This window comes from Flagellimonas baculiformis (genome assembly GCF_033441575.1).
Lineage (GTDB): Bacteria > Bacteroidota > Bacteroidia > Flavobacteriales > Flavobacteriaceae > Flagellimonas > Flagellimonas baculiformis.
On sequence record NZ_JAUZVW010000002.1, the window covers coordinates 269,977 to 294,929 of the forward strand.

Genomic DNA, 24,953 nt, shown 5'->3' on the forward strand with positions numbered 1-24,953 from the left:
AGCAGGTTTTAAGAAAATTTATGTTGTTTGAATTGTTGTGCGGCATGGTTGGCGGCCCTTGCAGTAAAAGCCATATAGGTCAACGAAGGGTTCACGCAACTGGCCGAGGTCATGAAAGCCCCATCGGTAACATATACGTTGGGAACATCATGCAATTGGTTATGCTTGTTCAGGACGGATGTTTTTGGGTCGTGACCCATTCTTGCCCCTCCCATTTCGTGTATGCCAAGTCCGGGACCTGTTACCATATCGTAGGTGCTGATGTTCCTAAAGCCGGCGGCCTTTAGCATGGCAGCAGCCTCCTCTTTGATGGCTTCCCTCATTTTATATTCATTTTCCTTGAATTCCACATCAAAGTCCAATTGGGGCAGACCCCATTGGTCTTTTTTGTCCTTGCTCAGGGTCACACGGTTGTCGTGGTAAGGGAGCATTTCACCAAAACCGGTCATCCCGATTTCCCAACCTCCCGGTTCTAAAATGGCTTCCTTGAGAGCGGCGCCATGACCCAGTTCGGCCACTGTCTCGCCCCAATTGCCCCTACTGGCGCTCCCTTGGTAGCCAAAACCACGCAGAAAATCCTTTCGTTTGGTTTTTTCATCAAGGTTGACAAACCGTGGAATATAGAACCCATTCGGTCTTCTTCCCTTGTAGTATTTGTCCAAATGCCCATCCACTTTGGCAGAAGCACCCAAATTGTAATGATGGTCCATGATGTTGCGCCCTAGTTGGTCATGGTTATTGCCCATGCCGTTGGGGAACACCTTCGATTTGGATTGCAATAAAATGCCCACTGAGGCCATGGCCGAGGCGCAGAGAAAAACAATCTTTGCCTTGAACTCTATTTTTTCATGGGTTTCGGCATCCACGATCTTTACCCCAGTAGCCTTTTTTTGATTTTCATCATACACCACCTCATACACAATGGAATTGGGACGTAGGGTGAGATTTCCGGTGCGCTCGGCGGCAGGTAAGGTGGAGGAATTACTGCTGAAATATCCTCCGAACGGGCACCCTCTCCAACAGCGGTTTCTGTATTGGCAAGGACCTCGTCCCTCAATATTGGGGTCTTTATCGGTAATGTGGGCGACCCGGCCAATGGTCAACAGCCGATCATCGTTGAATTGTGAGCCAAGGGCAGATTGAAGTTCTTTTTCCACACAGTTCAGTTCCATGGGGGGCTGAAACTGCCCATCAGGGAGGTGTTTGATACCCAATTTTTCGCCGCTTACGCCAATATAGGTTTCCACTTTATCATACCAAGGGGCTATATCTTCATAACGTACCGGCCAATCCACGGCAATGCCCTCATTCTTATTGGCTTCAAAATCAACATTGCTCCATCGGTAGCTTTGTCTGCCCCAGGTCAGGGAGCGTCCACCCACTTGGTATCCCCTGATCCAATCGAACCGTTTGGTTTCTTGGTACGGATGTTCCAGGTCATTCACAAAAAAATGTTTTACATCGTCACGGGGTGCCCAACCCACGCGTAATTGTTTATGATACTTTTCTTGGTCCTCCCGGATTAGGTTTCCTCTAAAGGGGAAATCCCATGCGTCCTTGTTCATGGTCTTGTAGTCCTCCACATGTTTTACCATCGGACCACGTTCCAGTACCAAGGTCGTTAGGCCATTTTCACACAGTTCCTTGGCGGCCCAGCCCCCACTTATGCCTGTGCCCACAACAATAGCATCATAGACTTTGTTTTCGTACACCTTGTATTGTTTTAATTGTTAATGAATCCCTATATTTATATTTTACTTCATGAGATGTAAAATTAACACAGTTTTTTTCTTAAATATAGATGATAAATCCCAAATGGATGTGGATTTACAAATTCCTAAAATCAATTTTAAATGAAAACAATCAAAGGACCGGCTGTATTCTTAGCACAATTTGTGGACAGTCAACCTCCGTTCAACTCTTTGGACGGACTTTGCAAATGGGCCTCAAGTTTAGGGTACAAAGGGATACAGATACCCACTTGGGAATCGTTCCTCATCGATTTGGACAAGGCAGCCGAAAGCCAGGATTATTGTGACGAACTGAAGGGCAAGATCAATTCCTATGGATTGGAGATCACGGAACTATCCACCCACTTGCAAGGACAATTGGTAGCGGTACACCCAGCGTATGACATCATGTTCGACAACTTTGCGCCCGATGCCCTTAAGGGCAAGCCCAAGGAGCGCACCCAATGGGCCATCGAAACCGTAAAAAAAGCAGCCACGGCCAGCAGAAGGTTGGGCCTTAATGCGCACGCGACCTTTTCAGGGGCATTGCTTTGGCACACGGCCCACCCATGGCCACAACGCCCTGCCGGATTGGTGGAAATGGGTTTTGAGGAACTGGCCAAGAGATGGATGCCCATTCTGGATCATTTTGATAAAGAAGGAGTGGATGTCTGTTATGAGATCCATCCAGGGGAAGACTTGCATGATGGGGACACCTTTGAGCGATTCTTGGAAGCCACGGGCAACCATAAGCGGGTGAACATTCTTTATGATCCAAGCCATTTTGTACTACAGCAGTTGGACTACATTACATACATAGATCATTACCATGAGTTCATCAAGGCATTTCATGTGAAGGATTCGGAATTTAATCCCACGGGCAAGAAAGGTGCCTTTGGAGGATACAACGACTGGGGCGATAGGGCAGGTAGGTACCGTTCCTTGGGAGATGGCCAAATCGATTTTAAGACCATTTTTTCCAAATTGACCCAATACGGATGTGATGTGTGGGCCGTGATGGAATGGGAATGCTGCATCAAGAGCCCGGAACAGGGAGCTCGTGAGGGAGCCAAGTTCATACAGGACCATATCATTGAGGCAACCACCAAAACTTTTGATGATTTTGCTGGCTCGGACGTAGATTCAGAAAAACTTAAAAGGATATTGGGATTATAAAAAAGTGAACCATGACAATTCTTGGTACTACCGAGATGTTCAATGGTGGATTAGATGTGACCGATAAAAATCAATATAAACTTGAATAGATGAAAAAAACAATTTTGTTGACAGTACTTACCGTGGCTTTTGCCTGTAAGGAAAAACCAAAAGAAAACACGGAAGAAATGGCAGAAGAAACCATCGAGGTAGCGGAAGAGCCTGAGTGGACCACGCTATTTGATGGTTCATCCTTTGAAGGATGGCACTTTTACAATGGTGGGGAAGTAGGTGAACCTTGGAAGATAGAAAATAGCAGTATGGTACTCTATCCACCGGAAACAAGGCCCGAAGGATCCAACTACAATCTGGTCACGGACAAGGACTTCACCGATTTTGTGCTCACCTTGGAATGGAACATTGCCGAAGGAGGGAACAGCGGTATTTTCTGGGGTGTCAAGGAAAGTGAAGAATATGGACAACCCTATGTGACCGGCCCTGAGATCCAAGTGTTGGATGATGAGAGGCACCCCGATGCGAAGAACGGTACCGATCGTTTGGCCGGTGCCCTTTATGATATGGTATCGCCATCAGCAAATGTGGTCAAACCCGCAGGGGAATGGAATGCCGTTGAAGTCATGATCAACCATAAGACCAATGAAGGTTACATCATGCTCAATGGGACCAAGGTTGTTGAATTTCCTGTTGAAGGTGAAGGATGGGATGCATTGGTCGCCGATTCAAAGTTTGCAGATTGGGAAGCTTTTGGAGCTTTCAAAACAGGTAAAATAGGACTACAGGACCACGGCAATGTGGTGTCTTTCAGAAATATCAAGATCAAAGAACTATAGCATGTCAACATTCAGAAACATCTTCGTGGCCCTGGCCATACTGATGGGCCTATACGTGTCCGCCCAAGAAGTGGAGCCCACCAAACCAGAGGAAACCGAAAGCTATAAACCCGTGCCACCAAAGGTGGTGCCCGGAGAGAACGGGGCACCTCCCAGTGATGCCATTGTACTTTTTGACGGCACCAGTTTGGACCAATGGATCAGTTCCGTGGACAGCACTGCGGCCAAATGGACCCTTAATAAGGATGGCAGCATGACCGTGAAGAACAGGACAGGTGACATCCAGACCAAGCAGAATTTTGGCAGTGTGCAACTCCATATCGAATGGAAATCACCTGCCGAGGTGCAGGGCAAGGGCCAGAGTAGGGGAAATAGTGGGGTGTTCCTTTCCAACCTCTACGAAGTGCAGGTTCTGGACAACAATGACAATGATACCTATGTGAACGGTCAGGTGGGGTCCATATACAAACAGCATGTTCCCTTGGCCATGGCGTCAGTTCCCACAGGCGAGTGGAACGTGTATGACATCATCTACCATGCCCCTGTTTTTGAAAAGGGACAAAAAGTGACCTCGGGGACCTTGACCGTCATCCACAACGGGGTTTTGATACAGGACCATGTGGAGATAAAAGGAACGACCCCCTACATTGGATGGCCAAAAAATCCGCCGCATGGCAAGGGCCCCATTAGGCTGCAAGACCATGGGGACAACAGCAGGGTGAGTTATAGGAACATTTGGGTGAGGGAGCTATAACAGTTCCATAGCCACTCCCATACCTAACATTTTCAGAGGGCAAAGAGGCCAAAAGCTATTTTGGTTACCTTTGGCAAAATTTTCATATATATATGATCCAATCCATGACCGGCTTTGGGAAGCACATCGTGCAACTCCCTTCAAAGAAGATTACTGTTGAGCTAAAATCGCTCAACAGCAAGAACTTGGACATCAACGCAAGGATTCCACAAACCTACAGGGAAAAAGAATTGGAACTTCGCAAGATGATAGCCGATGTTTTGGTACGCGGAAAAGTGGACCTTGCCCTTTATGTGGAAATCACCGGGGAGGAGACCACGGCGGAAGTGAACCAGGGCATGGTGAAAAAATACATGGAACAGTTGGCGAACATTGCCAAAGGGGATGATATCAAACTATTGGAACTGGCATTGCGCATGCCAGATACGCTGAAGACCGAGAGGGACGATATTGATGAGGCGGAATACGAAGCCATAATTGGAGCCATGAAAGAGGCCCTTTCCGAGATCGTTTCCTTTAGGAATGAGGAAGGAAAAGTGTTGGAGAAGGATTTTGACGAACGCCTCGACAACCTGAACACCTTGTTGGCACAGATCAAAGTGATGGACCCGGAGCGACTGGCAACGGTGAGGGAACGTTTGGAGAAGGCCGTGGCCGACCTCAAGGTGGAACTGGACGCCAACCGATTTGAGCAGGAACTCATCTATTACCTTGAAAAATACGACATCACCGAGGAAAAAGTACGTTTGGCCAACCACTTGGACTATTTCAAGGCGACCTTGAAATCCCATGACTCCAATGGAAAAAAGTTGGGGTTCATCGCACAGGAAATCGGTAGGGAGATCAATACCATTGGTTCCAAGGCCAACTATGCCCCCATGCAGCAATTGGTGGTGCAGATGAAGGACGAACTGGAAAAGATAAAGGAACAAATGCTCAATGTATTATGACAGAAGGAGGAAAACTCATCATTTTTTCGGCACCGTCCGGTAGTGGAAAGACCACCATCGTCCAACATTTATTGAAACAACCCGAACTGAACCTGGCCTTTTCCGTATCCGCAACCTCAAGACCGCGAAGGGGCAAAGAAAAACATGGTGTCAATTATTACTTCATGTCGGTATCGGAATTCAAGCGACACATCAAAAACGAAGATTTTTTGGAGTGGGAAGAGGTCTATCGAGATAATTTTTACGGAACGCTGAAAAGTGAAGTGGAACGGCTTTGGGCCGAGGGCAAAAACGTCATCTTTGACATCGATGTGGTGGGAGGCCTGCGCATAAAGAAAAAATTTCCCGACAAGACTTTGGCCGTTTTTGTGAAACCGCCCAGTGTGGACGAGTTGAAGATCAGACTGAAGAAAAGGAGCACGGAAAGCGACGACAAGATCAATATGCGTATTGCAAAAGCCTCTGTGGAACTGGCCACGGCCCCACAGTTTGATAAGATCATAAAGAATTACGATTTGGATGTGGCACTCAACGAGGCACACCAGTTGGTCGCCGAATATGTCGGCGCCAAGGTACCCGGTCCAAAAGAAGAATAAGTATGAAAAAGGTAGGGCTCTTTTTTGGGACCTTCAACCCGATACATATAGGCCATTTGATCATAGCCAACCATTTGGTGGAGTTTTCGGACCTGGATGAGGTTTGGTTCGTTATCACCCCCCAAAGTCCGTTCAAGACCAAGCAATCGCTTTTGGAGGACCACCACAGGTACCAAATGGTGTACGAGGCCGTACAGGACTATGACAAGCTAAAACCCAGCAAGATCGAGTTTGACCTGCCACAACCCAACTACACCGTCAATACCTTGGTCCATTTGGATGAAAAATATGGGGAAGGTCACCAGTTTTCGCTCATCATGGGAGAGGACAACTTGAAGGGTTTCCATAAATGGAAAAACTATGAGACCATTTTGGAACATCATTTTATCTATGTCTATCCCAGAATTTCCGAAGGAATAATAGAACACCAATTTCATGGACATCCCAAGATCAAAAAGGTGGATGCCCCTATTATGGAAATTTCATCTACCTTCATCCGTAAGGCCCATAAATTGGGGAAAAATATCAAACCCATGCTTTCTTTTGCCGTATGGAAGTATATGGATGAGATGAATTTTTACAGATAACAGGTCATTGTTTGGCCGTCACTACCCCCACCATGCTATCGGCCGTGCCATAATACAGATACCAAGTCCCGTTGAACAGTACAAGTCCTTCCAAAAAAGTAGTGCCATCTACATACTGTCCCGATTTTTCAAAAGGCAGTTCGGGTTTGATGAAGGGTGCATCGGTGCGGTCCAGCAACTTCCAGGGCTCGTTGGGGTCAAAAAGTGCCTGTCCACCCGTGTAAATTCGATTGCCCAGTTCCTTTACTCCTATGTTCTGTGAGTTTCCTGCATTGTAGAGCACCACAATGCCTTTTTCGGTGAGCAAGGGAGGTGGTCCGGCCTCCACCAGCCAAGAATCAAAATAACCGGGTCTGGGGCTTAAAACTGGGGCAAGCTTGCCTTCGTAGGTTTCCACGGGTGCCCAGTCTTTCAGATTTGTTGAACTGGCCAGCCAAATGTGTGGAACCCCATAGTACATCCAATATTTTCCATTGATCTTTGCTGCGATCAACTTCCCGTTTTTGAGCTCGGTCACGATGGCCCCAGATTTGGTTTCGCTTGTGTGGTAGATACCTTCCTTATACTTTTTGAAAACAGGGCCATGCTTTTCCCAATGCACCAGATCTTTGGAAGTGGCCACTGCCAATCGGGGCACTTCGCGGTTCCATTGCGTGTAGGTGAGCACATACAGCCCATCTTCGGTCTCTACAATCCTGGGGTCTTCCGTGCCTCCTGGCCATTCATTCGACTTTTGGCCATCTTCATCAGGATAAAAAATAGGTGAGGGGCGTTTTGAATAGGTGACTCCATCAGGTGAAACGGCCATCCCGATCCTGGAACGGTGCCCTCCAATTTCCTTTTCCCCCAATTTTTCCTCGGCCCTGTAAAGCACATGAATGCTCCCACCCTTCACAATGGCCGCCGGATTGAAAGTGGCCATGGATTCCCAATGGGAAAGCTCATGCGTAATTGGATCCTTGAAAACGGAGCCTTCATCTTTTTGGAGAATGGGACTTGCGTTTTCCGCACGCTCAAAAGGCCCCAACATCCATTCCTTTTCCTTGGTTTGCGCCAAAGTGGAAAAAGAAGAGGACATAAGAAACACATAGACGAACCCACAAAGCATGACCATGCCATTTTTAGAGTTGGACTTAATGACCAAGGTGAAGAAATTGTGCATCATTTTTCAGCAGGATTTGCTGGAAAAGATACGTTTTTTATTTCTTCTCCGTGATCTTGGCCGGTACCACGGAGCTGTCGTGCTGCTCGTAATATTGATCCAAAAGATCCATCATGGCGGTCATCAAATCACGGGTCTCCAGCAAAAGGGAAAAATAAAGGGTTGTGTTCTTGGGACTGGACTCCTCGGTCCTTGTCCTGGAAACCTGCCGGTCTATTTTTTGGGAAACCATATCGAAAAGATCTTGTTTGGAATCCAAAATGGCGCCTATCTGCTCAAAAGATTTGGCCTCAAAGGCTTTTTGGGTCCTGTCAAAGAGATCTTCCAGCTTTTGGTCTATTTCCTTCAGCTCCTTGATTTGGTTATACTTAAGTTTCTTGTGGTTGTTGTGCACATGGTTATAGCTCACTTTTCCGATATATTCAAGCGACTGTGAAATATCGGTCAGGTGCCCCATGGCATTGATGTAAAAGTTACTGGCACCAATATGGGCTTCCTCGAGGTTTTTGATGAAATAAAAGGTGTGTTCCCGAAGATCTTCGATTTCCCCGGCCAATTTATTCCCCTGTTTTTTGTTCTTCTTCAAAAAGTTGAGGTCCTGTTTGGCCAACCCGTTGATGGAATTGGAATAGATCTTTTTGCTACGTTTTACCACATTGGCAATGTTGGCGGCACTTTCCTCGATCACTCCCTGTATGGAGCTGCTCTCCGCTCTTCTTAGACGATCCTCCACCTTGATTTCCTTTGTCTTCTTGTTATAGGAAATGTAGTTCCTCACCAACAGCAGTACGGCCGCAAACAGCAAAATGGCGATGGCGGCACCCTTGCCAAAACTGATCAGTGCCAAGATGGTCCCAGAGGCTATAAATGCGATGATGGCAGTACTGAACCATCCCGCGATGACATTGAGCACACCTGCCACCCTGTAAACGGCACTTTCGGCCCCCCAGGCCCTGTCGGCCAAAGAGGTACCCATCGCTACCATAAAGGTCACATAGGTGGTGGAAAGGGGCAATTTGTAGGATGTGGCCACGGAAATCAGGATACCGGCCACCATAAGGTTTACAGAAGCCCTGATCATATCGAAGGCGGGCAAATGGTGTACCTTGTCCCTCGACAGATTGATGACAGGTTTTTGAAATCTTTTGTCAACCGCTGTTTTTACATTGGAAGGCACCATGGAAGAGACCCATTCCGAAACGGCAATGGAATATCGCACAAGGCTTCGTGATAGATAATTGGGCTGGAACCTTTCGTTGGCCTCTCCCTCTCGGGAAAGGTTGATCTCGGTGTCGGCCACATACCGGGCCTTCTTTGAAAACCATAACGTGGCCACCATCACCATGCCCGAAATGAACAGTAATACGGTAGGGGTCTCCACCTTGGATGAAAGCACCTCCATACTGAACTCCGAAGCTGGGATTCCGGAAGCACTCCAGGCCTGATAGGACTGTAGCCCGGCAATGGGCACCCCGATAAAATTCACAAGGTCGTTGCCTGCAAAGGCCAAGGCAAGGGAAAAGGTACCCACTCCGATGATGAGCTTATAGATATTGGTCTTGGCAAACAGGATGAGGAGATACGAAATGAGGGCCCATGCCAAAAAGTTCACCACAACGACCTGATAGACACTGGTCTCTAGAAAATTCTTGATGGTCATCCCCCCGATAAAGTCATAGGTGCGATCGGCAAAAGGAGTTCCGCTGATTCCCTTGATCAATATAAAATAGGTGATGGCGGAAAGGGCAAGCCCTCCAAAAATGGCGCCGGTCCATTTGGGTTTTTTCAGAAAATCGTAGGACAGCAAAAGCCTGGAAATCCATTGTACTGCCGCTCCAATAGTAAATGCGATCACGACCGAGGAAAGGATACCCACAATGATCTCAACGGCCTTTTCAGTGTTGATATAGTTGATGACATCGGAAAAGTTTCCGTTTGCCGCCCCGATCTTGATCAAGGCCATGGCCACCGCTGCCCCCAAAAGGTTGAATACAATGGAGACTGTGGTAGAGGTGGGCATCCCCAAGGTATTGAAAAAGTCCAATAGGAGGATGTCCGTGATCATCACGGCCACAAAGATGAACATGATCTCATCAAAATAGAATTCCCCGGGGTTAAAGATCCCTTTTCGGGCAACTTCCATAAGTCCACTGGAAAAAATGGCGCCACAGGCAATGCCTATGCTCGCTACGATCATAATGGTCTTGAAGGAAAGGGCCTTGGATCCAATGGCTGAGTTCAGGAAGTTCACGGCATCATTGCTCACACCAACTACCAGGTCGGCAATGGCCAGTACTGCAAGCGCAACCATTATGAGGAAGTAAATATTGTCCATAGTTAAAAATCAAAAAAATTTTTCAAATATCAAGAGATTGACCTACGATTAAGTTATGTTAAGGTTATTTTTTATAGGTGTACGTCCAATTGCAAGCGGAACATCACCTCGTCCGTTCCGTTGTCCACATCCAAATAACTGAGGTCTGTCTGCACCTTCAGTTTGTGTCCCACAATATACTTTGAAAGTCCCAGTGTATATTGATCTTCCGGATTTTTTCCGGTGATGTCACGATCTAATTCTATATGGGTGTATCTCGCGGACACTTCCCAATTGGTCTTGAAAAGATAGCCCGTTTGAAGATTCAGGCCATTTCCCACCTGTACAATGTCCCCCGTTTCCGTACCGTCCATATTGATGGCCACAGGATTATCCGCATCGCGATGGGCATATTCGCCCATGAGGGAAAACCCGAGGTATTTGAACATGAAGTCCCCGAACAGGGTTGAAATGTCCGTTTGGTACAATCCGGTATCCGTTTGCATGAATGTCCCCATATTGCTTCGGGTCCTTACGGCATCCTTATTGATGTCATAGGTGACCCCGACCATCAGTTTTGGGGCTGGTTCACGCTTCAGGTCGGCTCCTTTGTAGTCACCTTTGGAAATGAAGGTGCCAAACGGAAGGAATTCCAACCGTGAGGTATATTGGTGTCCTCCCAGGTTACCTTTGGTAACGTTTCTGCCCTCACCTTGCGAGAAGGCAAATTTTTCACGCACCATTGCTTTTTTTCCCAACTTGAAATGATGTCTTAACTGAAAGCCCATGTCGCGGTCTATATTGAATCTGCTGTTGAGCAACGACCTGTCCACCTGCTGTAGGTCTCCGGAGGAGATGACCCGCTCAATGTTCCCCGGAAGTTTGGTCTGTCCGAACCAGAGTTCAAAATTTTCATAAAAGTTCCACATCACCACGGCATCCAAAATGTATCTCGGGGTGTCTCCCGTAAATTCCGACCCCCCTGAAATATCACGGTTGGAGAGTCCAAGCTCCAATTTGTACCTGAGTTTTGGGGTGTGAACGAACCCATCAAATTTCAATCGGGCCCTACGTACCAAAAAATTCTGTTCGGGGTTTCCAAGCCCTCCATCCTCGCTTTCGGCCCAAGACGAAACGGCCAAGATCTGCATTCGTGCCCCCACCTTTGCGGTCCAACTGCTGTCCTTCCCCACAATATTGAACAGGCCATTGCCAAATGAGGTTTGGGCTTGGTATTGCGAATAGGAAAAATGAATGCATAGGAAAAGAAAGTAGGACCCCAACAGGGCCAACTTTTTGATATCCATTACAGTACTAGTTTTTGTCGCTGCAAAGAACCGTACCCAATGTTAAGTTAATGTTTCCTGTATGTTATGATAAGAATGTATTATGCAAAAAAGGGCCACCTTACTGAAAAGGCGGCCCTAGGATTTCGAAGAATAGTCGACAAAAACTAATATCCGTAACGAAAACCTTATTGTAAACTCTACAAAATAGCTCCTTCTAGATGTCCTAAGTGTAATGCTAAAATGAAGAAATCATTAAAATTCAAAATGTTGCCGGAAACAAGGGTACTTTCAGGTTGGCTTGGCGCATATGAAAGCTTAGGCGTATATTGCACCAATAGTAAATTATGGACTGGGAACAGCTACTCTCATTACGGAGATTCGGGGATAAGGGAAAAAGATTGCGCAAGGAGCAGAACGAGACCCGTTTGGGCTTTGAAGTGGATTATGACCGTATCATTTTCTCCTCTGCCTTTAGAAGTCTTCAGGATAAGACACAGGTAATCCCGATGCCCATCAGCATTGGGTCCAAAAAGGATTTTGTGCACACCCGCCTTACCCACAGTCTGGAGGTTTCCGTGGTGGGTAGGAGCCTTGGTCGCATCGCTGGACAGCAGATCTTGTCCAAATACCCCTTTCTGTCCGAAGTGCACGGCTATCAGTTCAATGATTTTGGTGCCATTGTGGCCGCTGCCGCCCTGGCCCACGACATCGGCAACCCGCCCTTTGGGCACAGTGGGGAAAAGGCCATTGGGAACTACTTTGCACAAGGCAGTGGCAAAAGATATCGGGATGTCCTTTCCGATGTGGAGTATCAGGATTTGATCGATTTTGAAGGAAATGCGAATGGCTTTAAATTGCTGACGGAATCCAGGGAAGGGGTTCCCGGTGGGCTTCGGTTGAGTTACGCCACCTTGGGCACTTTTATGAAATACCCCAAGGCTTCGTTGCCCAAAAAGCCTTCCCGACATATTGCGGACAAGAAATTTGGGTATTTCCAATCGGAAAAGGATTTTTTCTTGGAAGTTGCCGATGAAATTGGGCTGGTGCCAAATCCCAATGCCCCTGGGACGGCTTTCTTTCGACATCCGTTGACCTACTTAGTGGAGGCGGCCGATGATATCTGCTATACCATCATCGATTTTGAGGATGGCATCAACCTTGGGCTTGTGCCGGAAGAATATGCCCTGGAATACCTGATCAATTTGGTGAAAGGGAACATCAATACCCAAAAATACAATGCCATGACCAGTTCCAGTGACCGATTGAGCTATTTGAGGGCCTTGGCCATCAATACCCTCATCGGTGATGCTGTTGAGGTTTTTGTGGCGAACGAGGACAAGATCTTGGAAGGCAATTTTGACGCTGCGCTTTTGGACAAGGGAAAATACAAGGCCCAAGTAGACGACATCATAAAATTGAGCGTGGAGCGAATCTATCAATCCACCGAAGTGATCGACAAGGAACTGGCGGGGTATCGCATCATATCCGATCTTTTGGAAATGTACACCACGGCACTTGTGAACATCAAGGAAGGGCGTGACACCAATTATGACCGGTTGCTTGTGAAAAGTCTGCCCGAAATGTATCGGAAAACAGATGTTGACATCTATACGATATTATTGGGCACCAGTTGCTTCGTGGCCAGTCTTTCGGACAGCGCGGCCGTGCACATCCACGATAAATTGACGGGAAGGACGATTTAAAAATTGTAAAGGATACCCACTCCGAGCAGCTGCTTGAACTGGATGCGGGGAATGCCGGGGTCAACTATGGTACCGTCATCGGCCACCACTTCATCAAACTTGATGTCATCGTCAAAAATGAGATGGGTACCAATGTTCGCATTGATGTACTGATTGACCTTGAGGTTGAAGCTCATTTCCCAGTCCACATCGATATTGCCGAAACTCCGCACATAATCGGTATAAAGGTTGATCCGATGCTTCATCTGCACATTTTTCAAGATTTCCTTTTCCCAGGTATTGGTGACCAGAAAACCCATTTCCATGAACACATTCTCTCCTTCTTCCACACCGAAGGAACCCAGATTGGACAGGGTCTCGTCCAGAACAAAGGTGGATTTCATGGTAGCTGGGGAAATATAGAGGTTGAACTTGTCGTTGGGTGGAATATAGGAAGTACCTACACCCACAAAAAGATATCCAGGGGCCATGAACCGAGAAATGGGGTTCTCCCTGTCCGGATATTTGAAACCATTTGAAAATTGGGTGTTGAAATTGGCTTTTACGGAATAGTACCAGTTGGTTATGGTATCCCTTCTGAAACTTATGGTGGTCGAAAGCCGGAGCTGATCGTCCGTTTTCCGGAGTTTTCTGCCTTCCTGGGCATTCATGCCATACCGGAGCTGCGCCTCATTGTCCCAGTTCAGATAGCGGAACTTGTAGTTTCGGGCAAACCGAAAGCTCGCCAAGGCAGAAACGGAATTGTCCCCTCCCGCATTCCAGTTCACAAAGGAAACCTCGTTGATGTTGAGGCCAAATTCGTTGACCTTTTTCCAAAAGGAAGTGGGCTTGAAGCGTTTGTACCATTTTTTCAATGGCTGGACCCGGTTCAGCACGGTCCGTGGATCGGTCAACTTTGCCTCCCGGGTAAGATACCGGAGTTTGGTGTCCTTGATGCGGACAATCTTGAAACCCGTTTCCGTACTATCGGGTTCGAAGACTTTTAAACGATTGATCTGTGCATGCGTTGATAGGGAAATAGTAAGGAATAAAATCAGAAAACAAATTATCCGCATTGGTCCAAGGTTGATTGTATGTGTGAAAAAATTGTATCAAAATCTATACCAGCCATCTGGTGAGTCTCTTCCATTGTGCCATGATCCACAAACTTGTCCGGAATACCGAGAATGGTAACAGGTTTGGACAACCGTTCCCCGTTTGCAAATTCCAGTACCGCCGAACCGAATCCACCCATTTGGCACCCATCTTCCGCAGTGATGATGTGGTCGTACCGTTCAAAAATGTGACGGAGCACTTGTTTGTCCAAGGGTTTGGCAAAGCGCATATCGTAGTGGCCAACGCTTTCCGGTTTGTCCACGGCTGCTATGGCCCGTTCCACCTCGTTTCCTATGTGGCCAATGGAAAGCACGGCTACTTTGGTCCCTTCCCTCAAGCATCTGGCCGTACCGATTTCAACGGGTTCAAGATCATTTTTCCAATCCAAGGTGGTGCCCTGTCCCCGAGGGTACCGGATGGCAATGGGTCCATTTAGCCCCAATTGGGCGGTGTACATGATGTTCCTCAGTTCCATCTCGTTCATGGGGGCAAAAACAACAAGGTTGGGGATGCACCTCAAATAGGCGAGGTCAAACACCCCATGATGCGTGGGCCCGTCCTGTCCCACCAGTCCCGCACGGTCCAAACAGAAGATTACCGGAATGTTCTGAAGGGCCACATCGTGAATGACTTGATCGTAGGCCCGTTGTAAAAAAGTGGAATAGATGTTACAAAAAGGAACAAGTCCTTGCGTGGCCATCCCTGCCGCCAAGGTAACCGCATGCTGCTCGGCAATCCCTACGTCAAAAGCACGGTGGGGCATTTTGTCCATCATGAATTTTAGAGAGCTTCCGGTGGGCATTGCCGGCGTTATCCCCACAATTTTGTCGTTTTTCTCGGCCAATTCCACCAAAGTATGCCCAAAGACATCTTGATATTTGGGCGGCTCGGCCTCCTTCGTTTTTTTGAAGCGCTCCCCGGTCACTTTATCAAATTTCCCAGGGGCGTGATAGACCACTTGGTCCTCTTCAGCCTTTTTCAACCCTCTTCCCTTGGTGGTTATGATGTGCAACAGTTTTGGCCCATCCAGTTGCTTCAAGCGTTCCAGTTCTTTGATCAAGGACTCGATGTCATGGCCGTCCATGGGCCCGGAATAGTTCAGGTTGAGGCATTCGAAGATGTTCTCGTCCTTTGCGGTTCCTTTTTTGACATTGGTGAGGTATTTTTTGAGCGCCCCGACGCTGGGGTCTATGCCTATGGCATTGTCGTTCAGGATAATGAGTGCATTCACATCGGTGACCCCCAGATGGTTGAGTCCCTCGAAGGCCATCCCACTGGCGATGGAAGCATCGCCCACGACGGCAATATGCTGTTTGGTATGATCACCGTTCAATCTGGAGGCCATGGCCATTCCCAGAATGGCGGAAATGGCGGTGGAACTGTGGCCCGTACCAAAATCATCGTACACACTTTCGCTACGCTTGGGAAATCCGCTGATGCCGCCAAGCTGTCGGTTGGTGTCGAAAATTTCCTTTCTTCCAGTCAGTATCTTATGTCCGTAGGCCTGATGGCCCACATCCCAAATAAGCTTATCTTTTGGGGTATCAAAAACATAATGGAGGGCAATGGTCAATTCCACGACCCCCAAACTGGCACCAAGGTGACCTTCCTTGGTGGATACAATGTCAATGATGAACTCCCGCAATTCTTGGGCAAGTCTGGGTAGTTTGTCCAGGCCCAATTTTTTGAGGTCTTCGGGGGAATTGATATGTGTTAAAAGTCTTTCCAAGGCACAAAAAACAAAAGTACCGATTATCGACTAACTTTTTTTATGCGTAGCTTAGCCCATCTGTGAATTTTTCAATTTTTTTTGCGAATGAACCTGTTCGATGACCACTATTTCATGAAAAAGGCCCTGCAACAGGCCGAAACCGCCTTTGAGATGGGGGAAGTGCCCGTTGGCGCAGTGGTGGTGGTGAACAATAGGATCATTGGCAGCGGCCATAACCTTACCGAGCGTTTAAAGGATGTGACGGCACATGCCGAAATGCAGGCCATCACGGCGGCTTCCAATTTTTTGGGAGGCAAATACCTGCATGGGTGTACCCTCTATGTCACCCTCGAACCCTGCCAGATGTGCGCCGGGGCACTTTACTGGAGCCAGATTTCCAAAGTGGTCTATGGGGCTGCCGATCTGGAGCGCGGATTCAGTGTGGTGGGTGGAAACCTGCACCCAAAGACTGAGATTTTTGGAGGGGTCATGGAAAACGAGGCCTCCGAACTGCTCAAAAGGTTCTTTGTCCAGAGAAGGAACCTGAATTGAACAAAAAAACCCTGGCAGCGCCAGGGTCCTACAAAAATCAAAATAAAATATTGTTGTTATCCGATTACCTGCACACGTGCAGCAACCACTCCTTTTCTTCCGTCTTCTTCGATGTATTCTACTTTGTCGCCTTCGTTCAATTCCACCCCGTTCAAAGCCGTAACATGAACGAAGATGTCCTTTCCTGTGTCGTCGTTGGTAATGAACCCATACCCTTTGGATCCATTAAAAAATTTTACTGTACCAGTCATTAATATAAATAATTTGTTAAAACACGAAAGTAGAGTTTTTTGGGTCGCAATGGATGAATTGAATATTAAATCTTAAGAAAATTATTGATTTTCAGTCTTTTTTCGCTCCTTTTCTTGCATTTTCTTAATGTTTTCCTTAGTCAACATGTAATCTTTCATGTTTTTCCCCTTGCTTTCCTTCATCAAAAAGAGGGGCATGGCCACAAAAAAGAGCCCCACGGTGCCCAGGCCAATGCACTTATGGCCCAAGCTCGGGTCTTCTTCCTTGATGGAAAAACCATAGATGATGGAAGCGATGGCGGCCAAAGTGACCAGAACGATGATATATTTGAACTTGAATTTCATTGGCTGTAATTGATCAATTTTCTACGATAGGCCGTCAATAATTTTGATTTGGAGATGAAACCCTCATATTTTCCATCCTTGATAACGGGGAGGTTCCAGGCCCCACTGTCCTGGAATTTTTTCATCACCTGTTTCATATTGTCCTTATCATAAAAAATATGTTCGGGAGGGGCGTGCATCAAATTTTTAACGAAGACGGTGTCGTAAAGTTCCGTGTCGAACATGAATTGCCGGATATCGTCCAATAAGATAATGCCCATCAGTTTTTGGTCATCGTCCAACACCGGAAAAATGTTCCTCGTGGATTTGGAAACGGATTCGTGCAGCATTTCGCCCAAGGACATGCGCGGATGTACGGGCATAAAGTTTTTTTCGATCACATCGTCCATTTCCATGAGCCCCAACACCATTTGATCTTTGTTGTGGGACAGAAGGGCACCGATTTTGGCCAATTCTTTGGTGTAAATGGTGTAGTCCAGTGCATTTTTGGTGATCAGGTACGAAATGGAGGCGGTGATCATCAAAGGGACAAACAGTTGGTAGCCCCCGGTGATCTCTGCGATAAGGAAGATAGCGGTCAGTGGGGCGTGGATCACCCCGGCGATGAGACCGGCCATCCCGATAAGGGTAAAATTGCTCTCGGACACCGCAAACCCGAATCCCAGATTATTGATGACCTTGGCCACTACATTGCCCAGTGCGCTGCCCATCACCATGGTTGGGATAAAGATTCCCCCGGCACCCCCGGCGGCAAAAGTGGTCGTCATCGCAATGGCTTTGAAGATGGTGATACCGAACAACAGGGCAATGACCACCCAAATGTTATGGGTATAAGCGTCAAAAGGGGTCTTGCCCAAGGCTTTCAAGTGGTTGCCGTCCAAGAGGTTGTTGATAAATCCAAAGCCCTCGCCATAGAGCGGGGGAATGGCGTAGAGCATGACACCGATGGCTATTCCACCCACCAAGAGCTTGTATTTTGGGCTTTTGAACCGTTTGAAAAAATTCAGGATAGCAAAGTACATCTTGGTAAAATAGATGGAAGCAAAAGCGGTGCCAACCCCTAGGAGAATATAAAAGGGAGTGTCGTTCAACTGGAACCCTTCGGACAGCGAGAAACTGAAAAGCACCTCGTTCCCCAAAAAGAAATAGGAGGTAAGCACCCCTGAAATCGAGGCAAGGAGCAATGGCAGCATGGACATCATGGTCAAATCCAATGTGAACACCTCCACGGCAAAGATGATGGCGGCAATGGGCGATTGGAAAATGGACGAAATGGCCCCGGCGGAGGCACAGGCCACCAATAAGGACCGTGTCTTGGTGTCGATATGGAACAACCTGCTTAGGTTGGAGCTGATGGCGGAACCCGATTTGACCGCTGGTCCCAGAAGCCCCACGGAACCCCCAAAACCGACCGTCAACGGTGCAGTGATCAGAGGGGTGTAGATGTCCTTGACCCCCAACAACCCTCCTTTTTTAGAAAGGGAAAAGATGATAGACGAAACGGCATGTTGCAGCGGTTTCTTCTGCACGTATTTTACGTAGAGGTACACAAAGGTCAGACCGATAGTGGGCAGAATGAAGTACAGTTGGTTCTCGGAAAAGATGATGCCCATTTTCAAGAGGGATTCTATAAAATAGGTGATGTTCTTCAGGGTGACGGCCACCAAACCGGCCAAAAAGCCCACGACCAGGCTCATGAGGTGCACAAAGGTCTTATTGGAGATGTTTTTGTACCTCCATTTCAGAAAGCGGGTAAGTAAGCTTTTCTTATTGGGCATTTAGCTAACGGTGTACTTAAAGGTATTAAAAATCCCGCCTTGGGCGGGATGAATTTTATAAGTCCAATTTGATATGTAGTTCCTTCAACTGTGCCTCATCGATTTTGGCAGGGGCATCTATCATCACATCCCGTCCGCTGTTGTTCTTGGGGAATGCGATAAAGTCCCTGATGGTCTCCTGTCCACCCAAAATGGACACCAATCGGTCCAGACCGAAGGCAATTCCACCATGGGGCGGGGCGCCATATTGGAAGGCATCCATCAAAAAGCCGAACTGGGCCTTGGCCTCTTCGGGAGTAAAGCCCAAATGTTTGAACATGGTGGCCTGGGTTTCCTTGTCATGGATACGGATGGATCCCCCACCAATTTCATTTCCGTTCAGCACCAAATCATAGGCATTGGCCTTGACCGCGCCGGGATTGGTCTCCAACAGCTCCAATTGACCGGGTTTGGGCGAGGTAAAGGGATGGTGCATGGCATGATAGGTGCCTGTTTCCTCATCCAGTTCCAACAACGGGAAGTCCACTACCCAAAGTGGGGCAAATTCATTCGGTTTTCGAAGTCCGAGCCTAGTGGCCAATTCCATGCGGAGCGCGCTGAGCTGTGCCCGGGTCACGTTGGCATCACCGGATAGCACACAGATGAGGTCGCCTGGTTTGGCTCCGGTCACTTCGGCCCATTTTGCCAAATCTTGTTCGTCGTAGAATTTGTCCACGGAGGATTTATAGGAACCATCTTCGTTACATTTCACATAGACCATTCCTTTGGCGCCGACCTGTGGGCGTTTTACCCAGTCGATCAGAGCGTCAATTTCCTTGCGGGTATATTCGGATGCACCGGGAACAGCAATGCCCACTACCAATTCGGCAGTGTTGAACACATTGAAATCCTTGTGCTGAGCCACAGCGTTCAGTTCACCGAACTGCATCCCGAAACGGATGTCCGGTTTGTCGTTGCCATAAAGGCGCATGGCATCGTCATAGGTCATTCTTGGAAATTCCTGAATGTCCACGCCTTTGATTTCCTTCAAAAGGTGTTTGGCGAGGCCCTCGAAGGTGTTGAGGATGTCCTCCTGTTCCACAAAGGCCATTTCACAATCGATTTGGGTGAATTCCGGCTGTCTGTCCGCACGGAGGTCTTCGTCCCTGAAACATTTTACGATCTGGAAATATTTGTCCATGCCACCCACCATCAACAACTGTTTGAAGGTCTGGGGGGATTGCGGAAGGGCATAGAACTGTCCTTCGTTCATTCGGCTTGGCACCAAAAAGTCACGGGCACCCTCAGGAGTGGATTTGATGAGATATGGGGTCTCCACATCGATAAAGCCTTGGTCCGAAAGGTATTTTCGGACCTCCATGGTCACTTTGTGCCTGAAAATGAGATTATTTTTTACCGGATTCCGGCGAATATCCAAATAACGGTACTTCATGCGGATGTCCTCACCACCATCGGTATCATCCTCAATGGTGAAGGGGGGCAGGAGGGAGCTGTTCAAGATGGTCAGTTCGGTCACCAATACCTCGATCTCGCCTGTGGGGATGTTGGGATTTTTGGAGGCCCGTTCTATGACCTGTCCCTTGGCCTGGATAACGGTCTCCCGTCCCAGTTCCCTGGCCTGTTCCAGAAGTTCTGTTGAAGTGCGCTCCTCATCAAATACCAATTGCGTGATCCCATAACGGTCGCGCAGATCCACCCAGGCCACAAAACCTTTGTCGCGTAGCTTGTGCACCCAACCACTCAAAATTACCTCTGAACCGATATGTGACGCCCTGAGTTCGCCACAAGTATTGCTTCTATACATGATGTCTGTTAATGAGAGGGCAAATTTAATAGGAAAGCACATATTTATAGCGAGATAAACTGATTTTCTGTCCCAGACCCATCATTTCTGGCTAAGAGGGAACCATCATCGATATGGGCGTTTTGGATTGATTTTCCACTCATTTCTTAACGTTAAATTTACATTGGAACGTTGTTTTGAGGGATAAAAGCCTCATTAACACGATAAAAGGATAACATGAAATTCATTTAAAATACTATAAATCAATCATTTGCATTTTTAAAGTTAATTTAATGTAAATTAATTGTTTTTTAAACGTTATTTTCAAATTGAATTTGGATAACTTTGTGTAGTTACCCTTTGGTAATGATGAATTTATAAAACCCATATACTATGAAGAAAGCAGTATTTTTTTTAGCGGTCATGTTTTCGGTCTATGTGTTTTCACAGGAGACAGAACCGACTTTGGAAAAAGTGGGGAAAATGGTGAAGGCCACCTATTTTCACGAAAACGGGGAAGTATCCCAAACGGGTTATATGCTGAAAGGAAAGTTACATGGGGATTGGCTTATGTTTGATACCAATGGCAAAAAAATTGCCGCGGGACAGTATGACAATGGAAAGAAGACCGGCAAGTGGTTCTTCTGGAAGGAAGATATTTTGCGCGAAGTGGATTTTTCCGACAATCGTATTGTCAACGTAAAGGATTGGAGCCAGTCCGAAGTTGTTTCCATACACAGATAACTTGAACTTACGATGAACAAAAAAGCCCCGACCAAAGGTCGGGGCTTTTTTATATGCTCATTTTTTTGCAGCTAAGCCGTGGCAGCATCCAATTTTTCATTCTTACGTTCTTCCCTTCTTGTCTTGGCCCTTTGGATCCTTAATTTCAATTTGTACACCAAACTGAACAGGATGGGCACCACGATCAAGGTAAGGAACGTGGCCACGAACAGTCCGTAGATAACAGTCCATGCCAATGGTCCCCAGAAAATTACGTTGTCCCCTCCAATGTAAATGTTGGGGTTAAAATCGGCCATCAAGGTAAAGAAGTTGATGTTGAAACCAGTGGCCAACGGGATCAATCCCAAAATAGTGGTGATCGCTGTGAGCAGTACGGGACGTAACCTGGCTTTACCACCTCTCACCACGGCCTCCGTAAAGTCCTCGAGGGGCAACAAATCATCCTCGTCCATATCCAGTTTGTCCTTTTTCCTGTCAATCAACAACTGGGTGTAATCCAACAAGACCACCCCGTTGTTCACCACGATTCCCGCCAAGGAAATGATTCCCATCATCGTCATCATGATCACGAAGGCACTACCTGTGGCGACCAATCCGCCAAAGACCCCGATCAAGCTCAAGAAAATGGCAAGCATGATGATACCTGGTTTCGAAACGGAGTTGAACTGGAAGATCAATATGAAAAAGATAAGTCCCAGACCTGTGAAGAAGGCACCCATCAAAAAGGCCATTTGCTTGTTCTGTTCCTCTATCTGTCCTGTATAATCAATCTTGATACCGGAAGGAAGGCCTTCATAATCGTTCATTTCCTCCTGTATTTTGCTCACAATGGCACCGGCATCTGTGTACCCGGGGGCCAAGGCAGAATAGACCGTCACCACACGTTTGGCATCACGATGCTTAATGGCACTAAAGCCCGTACTGTTCGCTTGTTTTGTCACAGCCGAAATGGGGACTTCCTTGATCTGGCCAGAGGATGCATCCCTGAAGGTGATCCTTTGGTTGAAAAGGGCGCTGGTGTTGTAGCGGTCCTCTTCCTTAAAGCGTACATAGATGTCATAATCCTCACCACCTTCTTTATAGATGCCCGCCTTGGCACCAAAGATGGAATTCCGCAGCTGTTGGCCCACCTGTCCAGTGGCCACGCCCAGTTCACCGGCTTTCTTCCGGTCCACGGCAACCAACATGGAAGGTTTGGACTTGTTCACGTCTATCTTGAGTTCATCGATACCGGGAATGTTCCTGGAATTGATGAAGTTTCGCATGTTCTCGGCCGTTGTGATGAGTTCAGTATAATCATCCCCTTCTATCTCGATGTTGATAGGATAGCCTGCTGGCGGCCCTACGGCATCTTTTTCCACAGAAATGGCGACTCCGGGATACACATCCTTGAGGGCTTCCTGCACCTTGCGCAACAGTTCTTTACTGTCCGCTCCTTCGCGGTACTTGTATTCCCTCATGGTGGCCGTGATTTTTCCACGGTGGGGCATCTCCGCAGAAGAACCTCCATCCGTTTGAGGGTTTCCGGCACCTTCACCCACTTGGGAAACCGCACTTTCGGTGAGGAAATTATAGTCCCCATGCAGATAGGCATCCGAATTGATGATGTCGTACACCCGCTCCTCTATATCCTTGGTAATGGCATTGGTCTTTTCAATATCGGTACCTTCGGGATATTCGATATAGACAATGATCTGATTGGGTGTATTGTCCGGGAAGAATTCCACCTTGGTCCTTTGACTACCTACCGATGCCCCAAAACCCATAAATGCAACGATGAGCAGCACAAAGGTGGTGATGGCTATAAAGATCGGCCTTCTTTTGGCCAAGGCCCAGCGCAATGTACGTTCATAGAACCGTTCCCATCTGGGAAGTATTTTGAACTGAAAACTGTGGGCCCATCCTCTCAGGAACAGCCTATAGGCCCATAGCATGATGGCGGTCAACACCATAACGGTACCAAGCCCTCTGTATGTCCCTCCAAAGAGAATGATGAGCAAACCGATCGCTGAAATGATGGCTGTAATGCGAATGATCTGTCTCAAGGGCATTTCCTTGTCCTCTGTGGTCATGTATCTGGAGACCAATACAGAGTTGAAGAATATGGCCACGAACAGCGACGAGCCCAAGACCACGGATAGCGTAATCGGAAAATACATCATGAACTGCCCCATGATTCCGGGCCACAAACCTAGCGGCACAAAGGCGGCCACAGTGGTCAATGTGGAAATGATGATGGGGAACGCAATCTCCCCGATCCCTTTCTTGGCAGCCTCAATCCGAGGCATACCTTCTTCATCCATAAGTCGATATACGTTTTCCACGACCACAATACCGTTGTCCACCAACATTCCCAGACCCATGATGAGTCCAAAAAGGATCATGGTGTTCATGGTATAGCCCAGTGCGTTCAAGATCATCAAAGACATGAACATGGACATAGGGATGGCAAACCCGACAAAAAGGGCGTTCTTGAACCCAAGGAAGAACATCAGTACGGTGACTACGAGAATGATACCAAAGATGATGTTGTTCACCAAATCGTCCACTTGACCTATGGTCATGGAAGATTGGTCATTGGCAATGGTCACTGTTAGGTCTTGCGGGAAGGTATTTTTGACCGCATCATCAATAATGACCCGAATCTTGTCCGCAGCATCCACCATGTTCTTGCCGGACCGTTTTTTGACGTCCAACATCACTACGGGGTGACCAAACTCCCGTGCATAGGTGGTCTTGTCCTCTTCCTTGAAGGTGATCTTGGCAATGTCCCGTAGATACGTGGGGTTGCCGTTCTCCGATTTCACCACAAAATTTTCAAGGTCTTTGGGTTCATCGATCTCACCCACTATCCGGATGGTCCTTCGCTGTCCGCTGGTGATCAGGTTTCCGGCAGAAGTGGTCATGTTCTCATTGCTGATGGTGTTGATGATGTCATTGAAACTTACCTTGGCGGCCATCATTTTGTAGATGTCCACGGCCACTTCCACTTCTTTTTCCTGTGCACCACGGATATCGACCTGTTTGATTTCCAAAAGGCTCTCGATCTCATCTTCCAGATATTCCCCGTACTCCTTGAGCTTGTCCACGGGATAGTCACCGGAAATGTTGATGTTGAGAATGGGCATTTCCTCGGACAGGCTCAGGTCAAACACATTGGGTTCCACTTTGGCCCCGTTGAACGTTGGCCAGTCCTCGCCCGCCGTCTCGGAATCTACCTCATCCTTTACCTTTTGCAAGGCTCCCTCCACGGAAATGTTCTCATCAAACTCCACAATGATCATGGAGTAGTCCTCTTGGGAGGTGGAGGTGATCTCCACCACGTTGCTCACGGTCTTCAATTGATCTTCAAGAGGGTCCGTGATGAGTTTTTCTATATCCTCCGCCGTATTTCCGGGATATAGGGAACTGATATATATCTTGGTCTCCTTGACCTCGGGGAAACTTTCCCTGGGCATACTGAAGTAGGCCATGCTGCCAAGGATAAGGATGACGAACATCAGCACGTACATCGTCGTCTTGTTGTCGATGGCCCAAGAGGATAGGCCAAATTCCTTATCTACTTGTTTTTTTTGTTTGCTCATAATGATGGATTGCTTTGGC

At 47.5% G+C, this 24,953-nt stretch carries 20 protein-coding genes; 9 read left to right on the top strand and 11 right to left on the bottom strand.

Going from position 1 to position 24,953, the window contains the following annotated elements; genetic code table 11:
* Nucleotides 1–8: 8 nt before the first annotated feature.
* Entirely contained in the window at nucleotides 9–1,712 is a 1,704-nt protein-coding gene (locus tag SD450_RS03885; RefSeq protein ID WP_318343321.1) for a GMC family oxidoreductase, read from the bottom strand.
* A gap of 141 nt (nucleotides 1,713–1,853) precedes the next feature.
* Between SD450_RS03885 and SD450_RS03890 the strand changes: the two genes are divergently transcribed.
* From SD450_RS03890 to nadD, 6 genes are all read left to right on the top strand, one after another.
* Nucleotides 1,854–2,906: a sugar phosphate isomerase/epimerase family protein gene (locus tag SD450_RS03890; protein ID WP_318343322.1), complete on the top strand. Its 1,053-nt coding sequence runs from the start codon at nucleotides 1,854–1,856 to the stop codon at nucleotides 2,904–2,906.
* 89 nt (nucleotides 2,907–2,995) lie between these two features.
* Nucleotides 2,996–3,736: a 3-keto-disaccharide hydrolase gene (locus tag SD450_RS03895; protein WP_318343323.1), complete on the top strand. Its 741-nt coding sequence runs from the start codon at nucleotides 2,996–2,998 to the stop codon at nucleotides 3,734–3,736.
* Nucleotides 3,737–3,779: 43 nt separating this feature from the next.
* On the top strand, nucleotides 3,780–4,490 hold the full coding sequence (locus SD450_RS03900) for a 3-keto-disaccharide hydrolase (protein WP_318343542.1): 711 nt from the start codon (nucleotides 3,780–3,782) through the stop codon (nucleotides 4,488–4,490).
* A gap of 92 nt (nucleotides 4,491–4,582) precedes the next feature.
* A complete protein-coding gene (locus tag SD450_RS03905) occupies nucleotides 4,583–5,440 on the top strand; it encodes a YicC/YloC family endoribonuclease (protein WP_318343324.1) in 858 nt (285 codons plus the stop codon).
* The gene (gmk, locus tag SD450_RS03910) at nucleotides 5,437–6,036 is read left to right on the top strand and encodes a guanylate kinase (RefSeq protein ID WP_072880595.1); all 600 of its coding nucleotides are present in this window, start codon (nucleotides 5,437–5,439) and stop codon (nucleotides 6,034–6,036) included. Before SD450_RS03905 ends, gmk begins: the two co-directional genes overlap by 4 nt.
* Nucleotides 6,037–6,038: 2 nt before the next feature.
* Nucleotides 6,039–6,623: a nicotinate (nicotinamide) nucleotide adenylyltransferase gene (gene nadD / locus SD450_RS03915; protein ID WP_318343325.1), complete on the top strand. Its 585-nt coding sequence runs from the start codon at nucleotides 6,039–6,041 to the stop codon at nucleotides 6,621–6,623.
* A gap of 4 nt (nucleotides 6,624–6,627) precedes the next feature.
* Here nadD and SD450_RS03920 read toward each other — a convergent pair whose 3' ends face one another.
* The 3 genes from SD450_RS03920 to SD450_RS03930 form a co-directional block, all read right to left on the bottom strand.
* Nucleotides 6,628–7,788 (bottom strand): glycoside hydrolase family 130 protein, encoded by a 1,161-nt coding sequence (locus tag SD450_RS03920; RefSeq protein WP_318343326.1) that lies wholly within the window; start codon nucleotides 7,786–7,788, stop codon nucleotides 6,628–6,630.
* Between the two features lie 34 nt (nucleotides 7,789–7,822).
* A complete protein-coding gene (locus tag SD450_RS03925; RefSeq protein ID WP_318343327.1) occupies nucleotides 7,823–10,120 on the bottom strand; it encodes an inorganic phosphate transporter in 2,298 nt (765 codons plus the stop codon).
* 71 nt (nucleotides 10,121–10,191) lie between these two features.
* A complete protein-coding gene (locus tag SD450_RS03930; RefSeq protein WP_318343328.1) occupies nucleotides 10,192–11,406 on the bottom strand; it encodes a porin in 1,215 nt (404 codons plus the stop codon).
* A gap of 326 nt (nucleotides 11,407–11,732) precedes the next feature.
* On the opposite strand from SD450_RS03930, the gene dgt reads away from it, so the two are divergent.
* Nucleotides 11,733–13,091, top strand: coding sequence for a dGTP triphosphohydrolase (dgt, locus tag SD450_RS03935; RefSeq protein WP_318343329.1), 1,359 nt, complete (start codon nucleotides 11,733–11,735; stop codon nucleotides 13,089–13,091).
* Here the strand turns inward: dgt and SD450_RS03940 are convergent.
* A complete protein-coding gene (locus SD450_RS03940; protein WP_318343330.1) occupies nucleotides 13,088–14,146 on the bottom strand; it encodes a DUF3078 domain-containing protein in 1,059 nt (352 codons plus the stop codon). The genes dgt and SD450_RS03940 overlap by 4 nt on opposite strands.
* Entirely contained in the window at nucleotides 14,137–15,915 is a 1,779-nt protein-coding gene (locus tag SD450_RS03945; RefSeq protein WP_318343331.1) for a 1-deoxy-D-xylulose-5-phosphate synthase, read from the bottom strand. Before SD450_RS03945 ends, SD450_RS03940 begins: the two co-directional genes overlap by 10 nt.
* 87 nt (nucleotides 15,916–16,002) lie before the next feature.
* On the opposite strand from SD450_RS03945, the gene SD450_RS03950 reads away from it, so the two are divergent.
* Nucleotides 16,003–16,449 (top strand): nucleoside deaminase, encoded by a 447-nt coding sequence (locus tag SD450_RS03950; RefSeq protein ID WP_318343332.1) that lies wholly within the window; start codon nucleotides 16,003–16,005, stop codon nucleotides 16,447–16,449.
* Nucleotides 16,450–16,505: 56 nt separating this feature from the next.
* Here SD450_RS03950 and SD450_RS03955 read toward each other — a convergent pair whose 3' ends face one another.
* The 4 genes from SD450_RS03955 to aspS form a co-directional block, all read right to left on the bottom strand.
* Entirely contained in the window at nucleotides 16,506–16,700 is a 195-nt protein-coding gene (locus SD450_RS03955; protein WP_318343333.1) for a cold-shock protein, read from the bottom strand.
* Nucleotides 16,701–16,781: 81 nt separating this feature from the next.
* Nucleotides 16,782–17,045 (bottom strand): hypothetical protein, encoded by a 264-nt coding sequence (locus tag SD450_RS03960; RefSeq protein ID WP_318343334.1) that lies wholly within the window; start codon nucleotides 17,043–17,045, stop codon nucleotides 16,782–16,784.
* The gene (locus tag SD450_RS03965; RefSeq protein ID WP_318343335.1) at nucleotides 17,042–18,823 is read right to left on the bottom strand and encodes a chloride channel protein; all 1,782 of its coding nucleotides are present in this window, start codon (nucleotides 18,821–18,823) and stop codon (nucleotides 17,042–17,044) included. The genes SD450_RS03960 and SD450_RS03965 overlap by 4 nt, the downstream gene beginning before the upstream one ends.
* A gap of 55 nt (nucleotides 18,824–18,878) precedes the next feature.
* On the bottom strand, nucleotides 18,879–20,627 hold the full coding sequence (aspS, locus tag SD450_RS03970; RefSeq protein WP_318343336.1) for an aspartate--tRNA ligase: 1,749 nt from the start codon (nucleotides 20,625–20,627) through the stop codon (nucleotides 18,879–18,881).
* 372 nt (nucleotides 20,628–20,999) lie between these two features.
* Between aspS and SD450_RS03975 the strand changes: the two genes are divergently transcribed.
* The gene (locus tag SD450_RS03975; RefSeq protein ID WP_318343337.1) at nucleotides 21,000–21,350 is read left to right on the top strand and encodes a toxin-antitoxin system YwqK family antitoxin; all 351 of its coding nucleotides are present in this window, start codon (nucleotides 21,000–21,002) and stop codon (nucleotides 21,348–21,350) included.
* Nucleotides 21,351–21,421: 71 nt separating this feature from the next.
* Here SD450_RS03975 and SD450_RS03980 read toward each other — a convergent pair whose 3' ends face one another.
* Nucleotides 21,422–24,934, bottom strand: a complete 3,513-nt coding sequence (locus SD450_RS03980; protein ID WP_318343338.1) for an efflux RND transporter permease subunit — start codon at nucleotides 24,932–24,934, stop codon at nucleotides 21,422–21,424.
* Nucleotides 24,935–24,953: the final 19 nt, after the last annotated feature.

Coding starts and splice junctions, on each gene's coding strand:
- SD450_RS03950 (WP_318343332.1), top strand. CDS start 16,003: ATGAACCTGTTCGATGACCACTATTTCATGAAAAAGGCCCTGCAACAG.
- SD450_RS03965 (WP_318343335.1), bottom strand. CDS start 18,823: ATGCCCAATAAGAAAAGCTTACTTACCCGCTTTCTGAAATGGAGGTAC.
- SD450_RS03975 (WP_318343337.1), top strand. CDS start 21,000: ATGAAGAAAGCAGTATTTTTTTTAGCGGTCATGTTTTCGGTCTATGTG.
- SD450_RS03930 (WP_318343328.1), bottom strand. CDS start 11,406: ATGGATATCAAAAAGTTGGCCCTGTTGGGGTCCTACTTTCTTTTCCTA.
- SD450_RS03925 (WP_318343327.1), bottom strand. CDS start 10,120: ATGGACAATATTTACTTCCTCATAATGGTTGCGCTTGCAGTACTGGCC.
- gmk (WP_072880595.1), top strand. CDS start 5,437: ATGACAGAAGGAGGAAAACTCATCATTTTTTCGGCACCGTCCGGTAGT.
- SD450_RS03905 (WP_318343324.1), top strand. CDS start 4,583: ATGATCCAATCCATGACCGGCTTTGGGAAGCACATCGTGCAACTCCCT.
- SD450_RS03960 (WP_318343334.1), bottom strand. CDS start 17,045: ATGAAATTCAAGTTCAAATATATCATCGTTCTGGTCACTTTGGCCGCC.
- nadD (WP_318343325.1), top strand. CDS start 6,039: ATGAAAAAGGTAGGGCTCTTTTTTGGGACCTTCAACCCGATACATATA.
- SD450_RS03955 (WP_318343333.1), bottom strand. CDS start 16,700: ATGACTGGTACAGTAAAATTTTTTAATGGATCCAAAGGGTATGGGTTC.
- SD450_RS03940 (WP_318343330.1), bottom strand. CDS start 14,146: ATGCGGATAATTTGTTTTCTGATTTTATTCCTTACTATTTCCCTATCA.
- dgt (WP_318343329.1), top strand. CDS start 11,733: ATGGACTGGGAACAGCTACTCTCATTACGGAGATTCGGGGATAAGGGA.
- SD450_RS03900 (WP_318343542.1), top strand. CDS start 3,780: ATGGGCCTATACGTGTCCGCCCAAGAAGTGGAGCCCACCAAACCAGAG.
- SD450_RS03895 (WP_318343323.1), top strand. CDS start 2,996: ATGAAAAAAACAATTTTGTTGACAGTACTTACCGTGGCTTTTGCCTGT.
- SD450_RS03920 (WP_318343326.1), bottom strand. CDS start 7,788: ATGATGCACAATTTCTTCACCTTGGTCATTAAGTCCAACTCTAAAAAT.
- SD450_RS03890 (WP_318343322.1), top strand. CDS start 1,854: ATGAAAACAATCAAAGGACCGGCTGTATTCTTAGCACAATTTGTGGAC.
- aspS (WP_318343336.1), bottom strand. CDS start 20,627: ATGTATAGAAGCAATACTTGTGGCGAACTCAGGGCGTCACATATCGGT.
- SD450_RS03980 (WP_318343338.1), bottom strand. CDS start 24,934: ATGAGCAAACAAAAAAAACAAGTAGATAAGGAATTTGGCCTATCCTCT.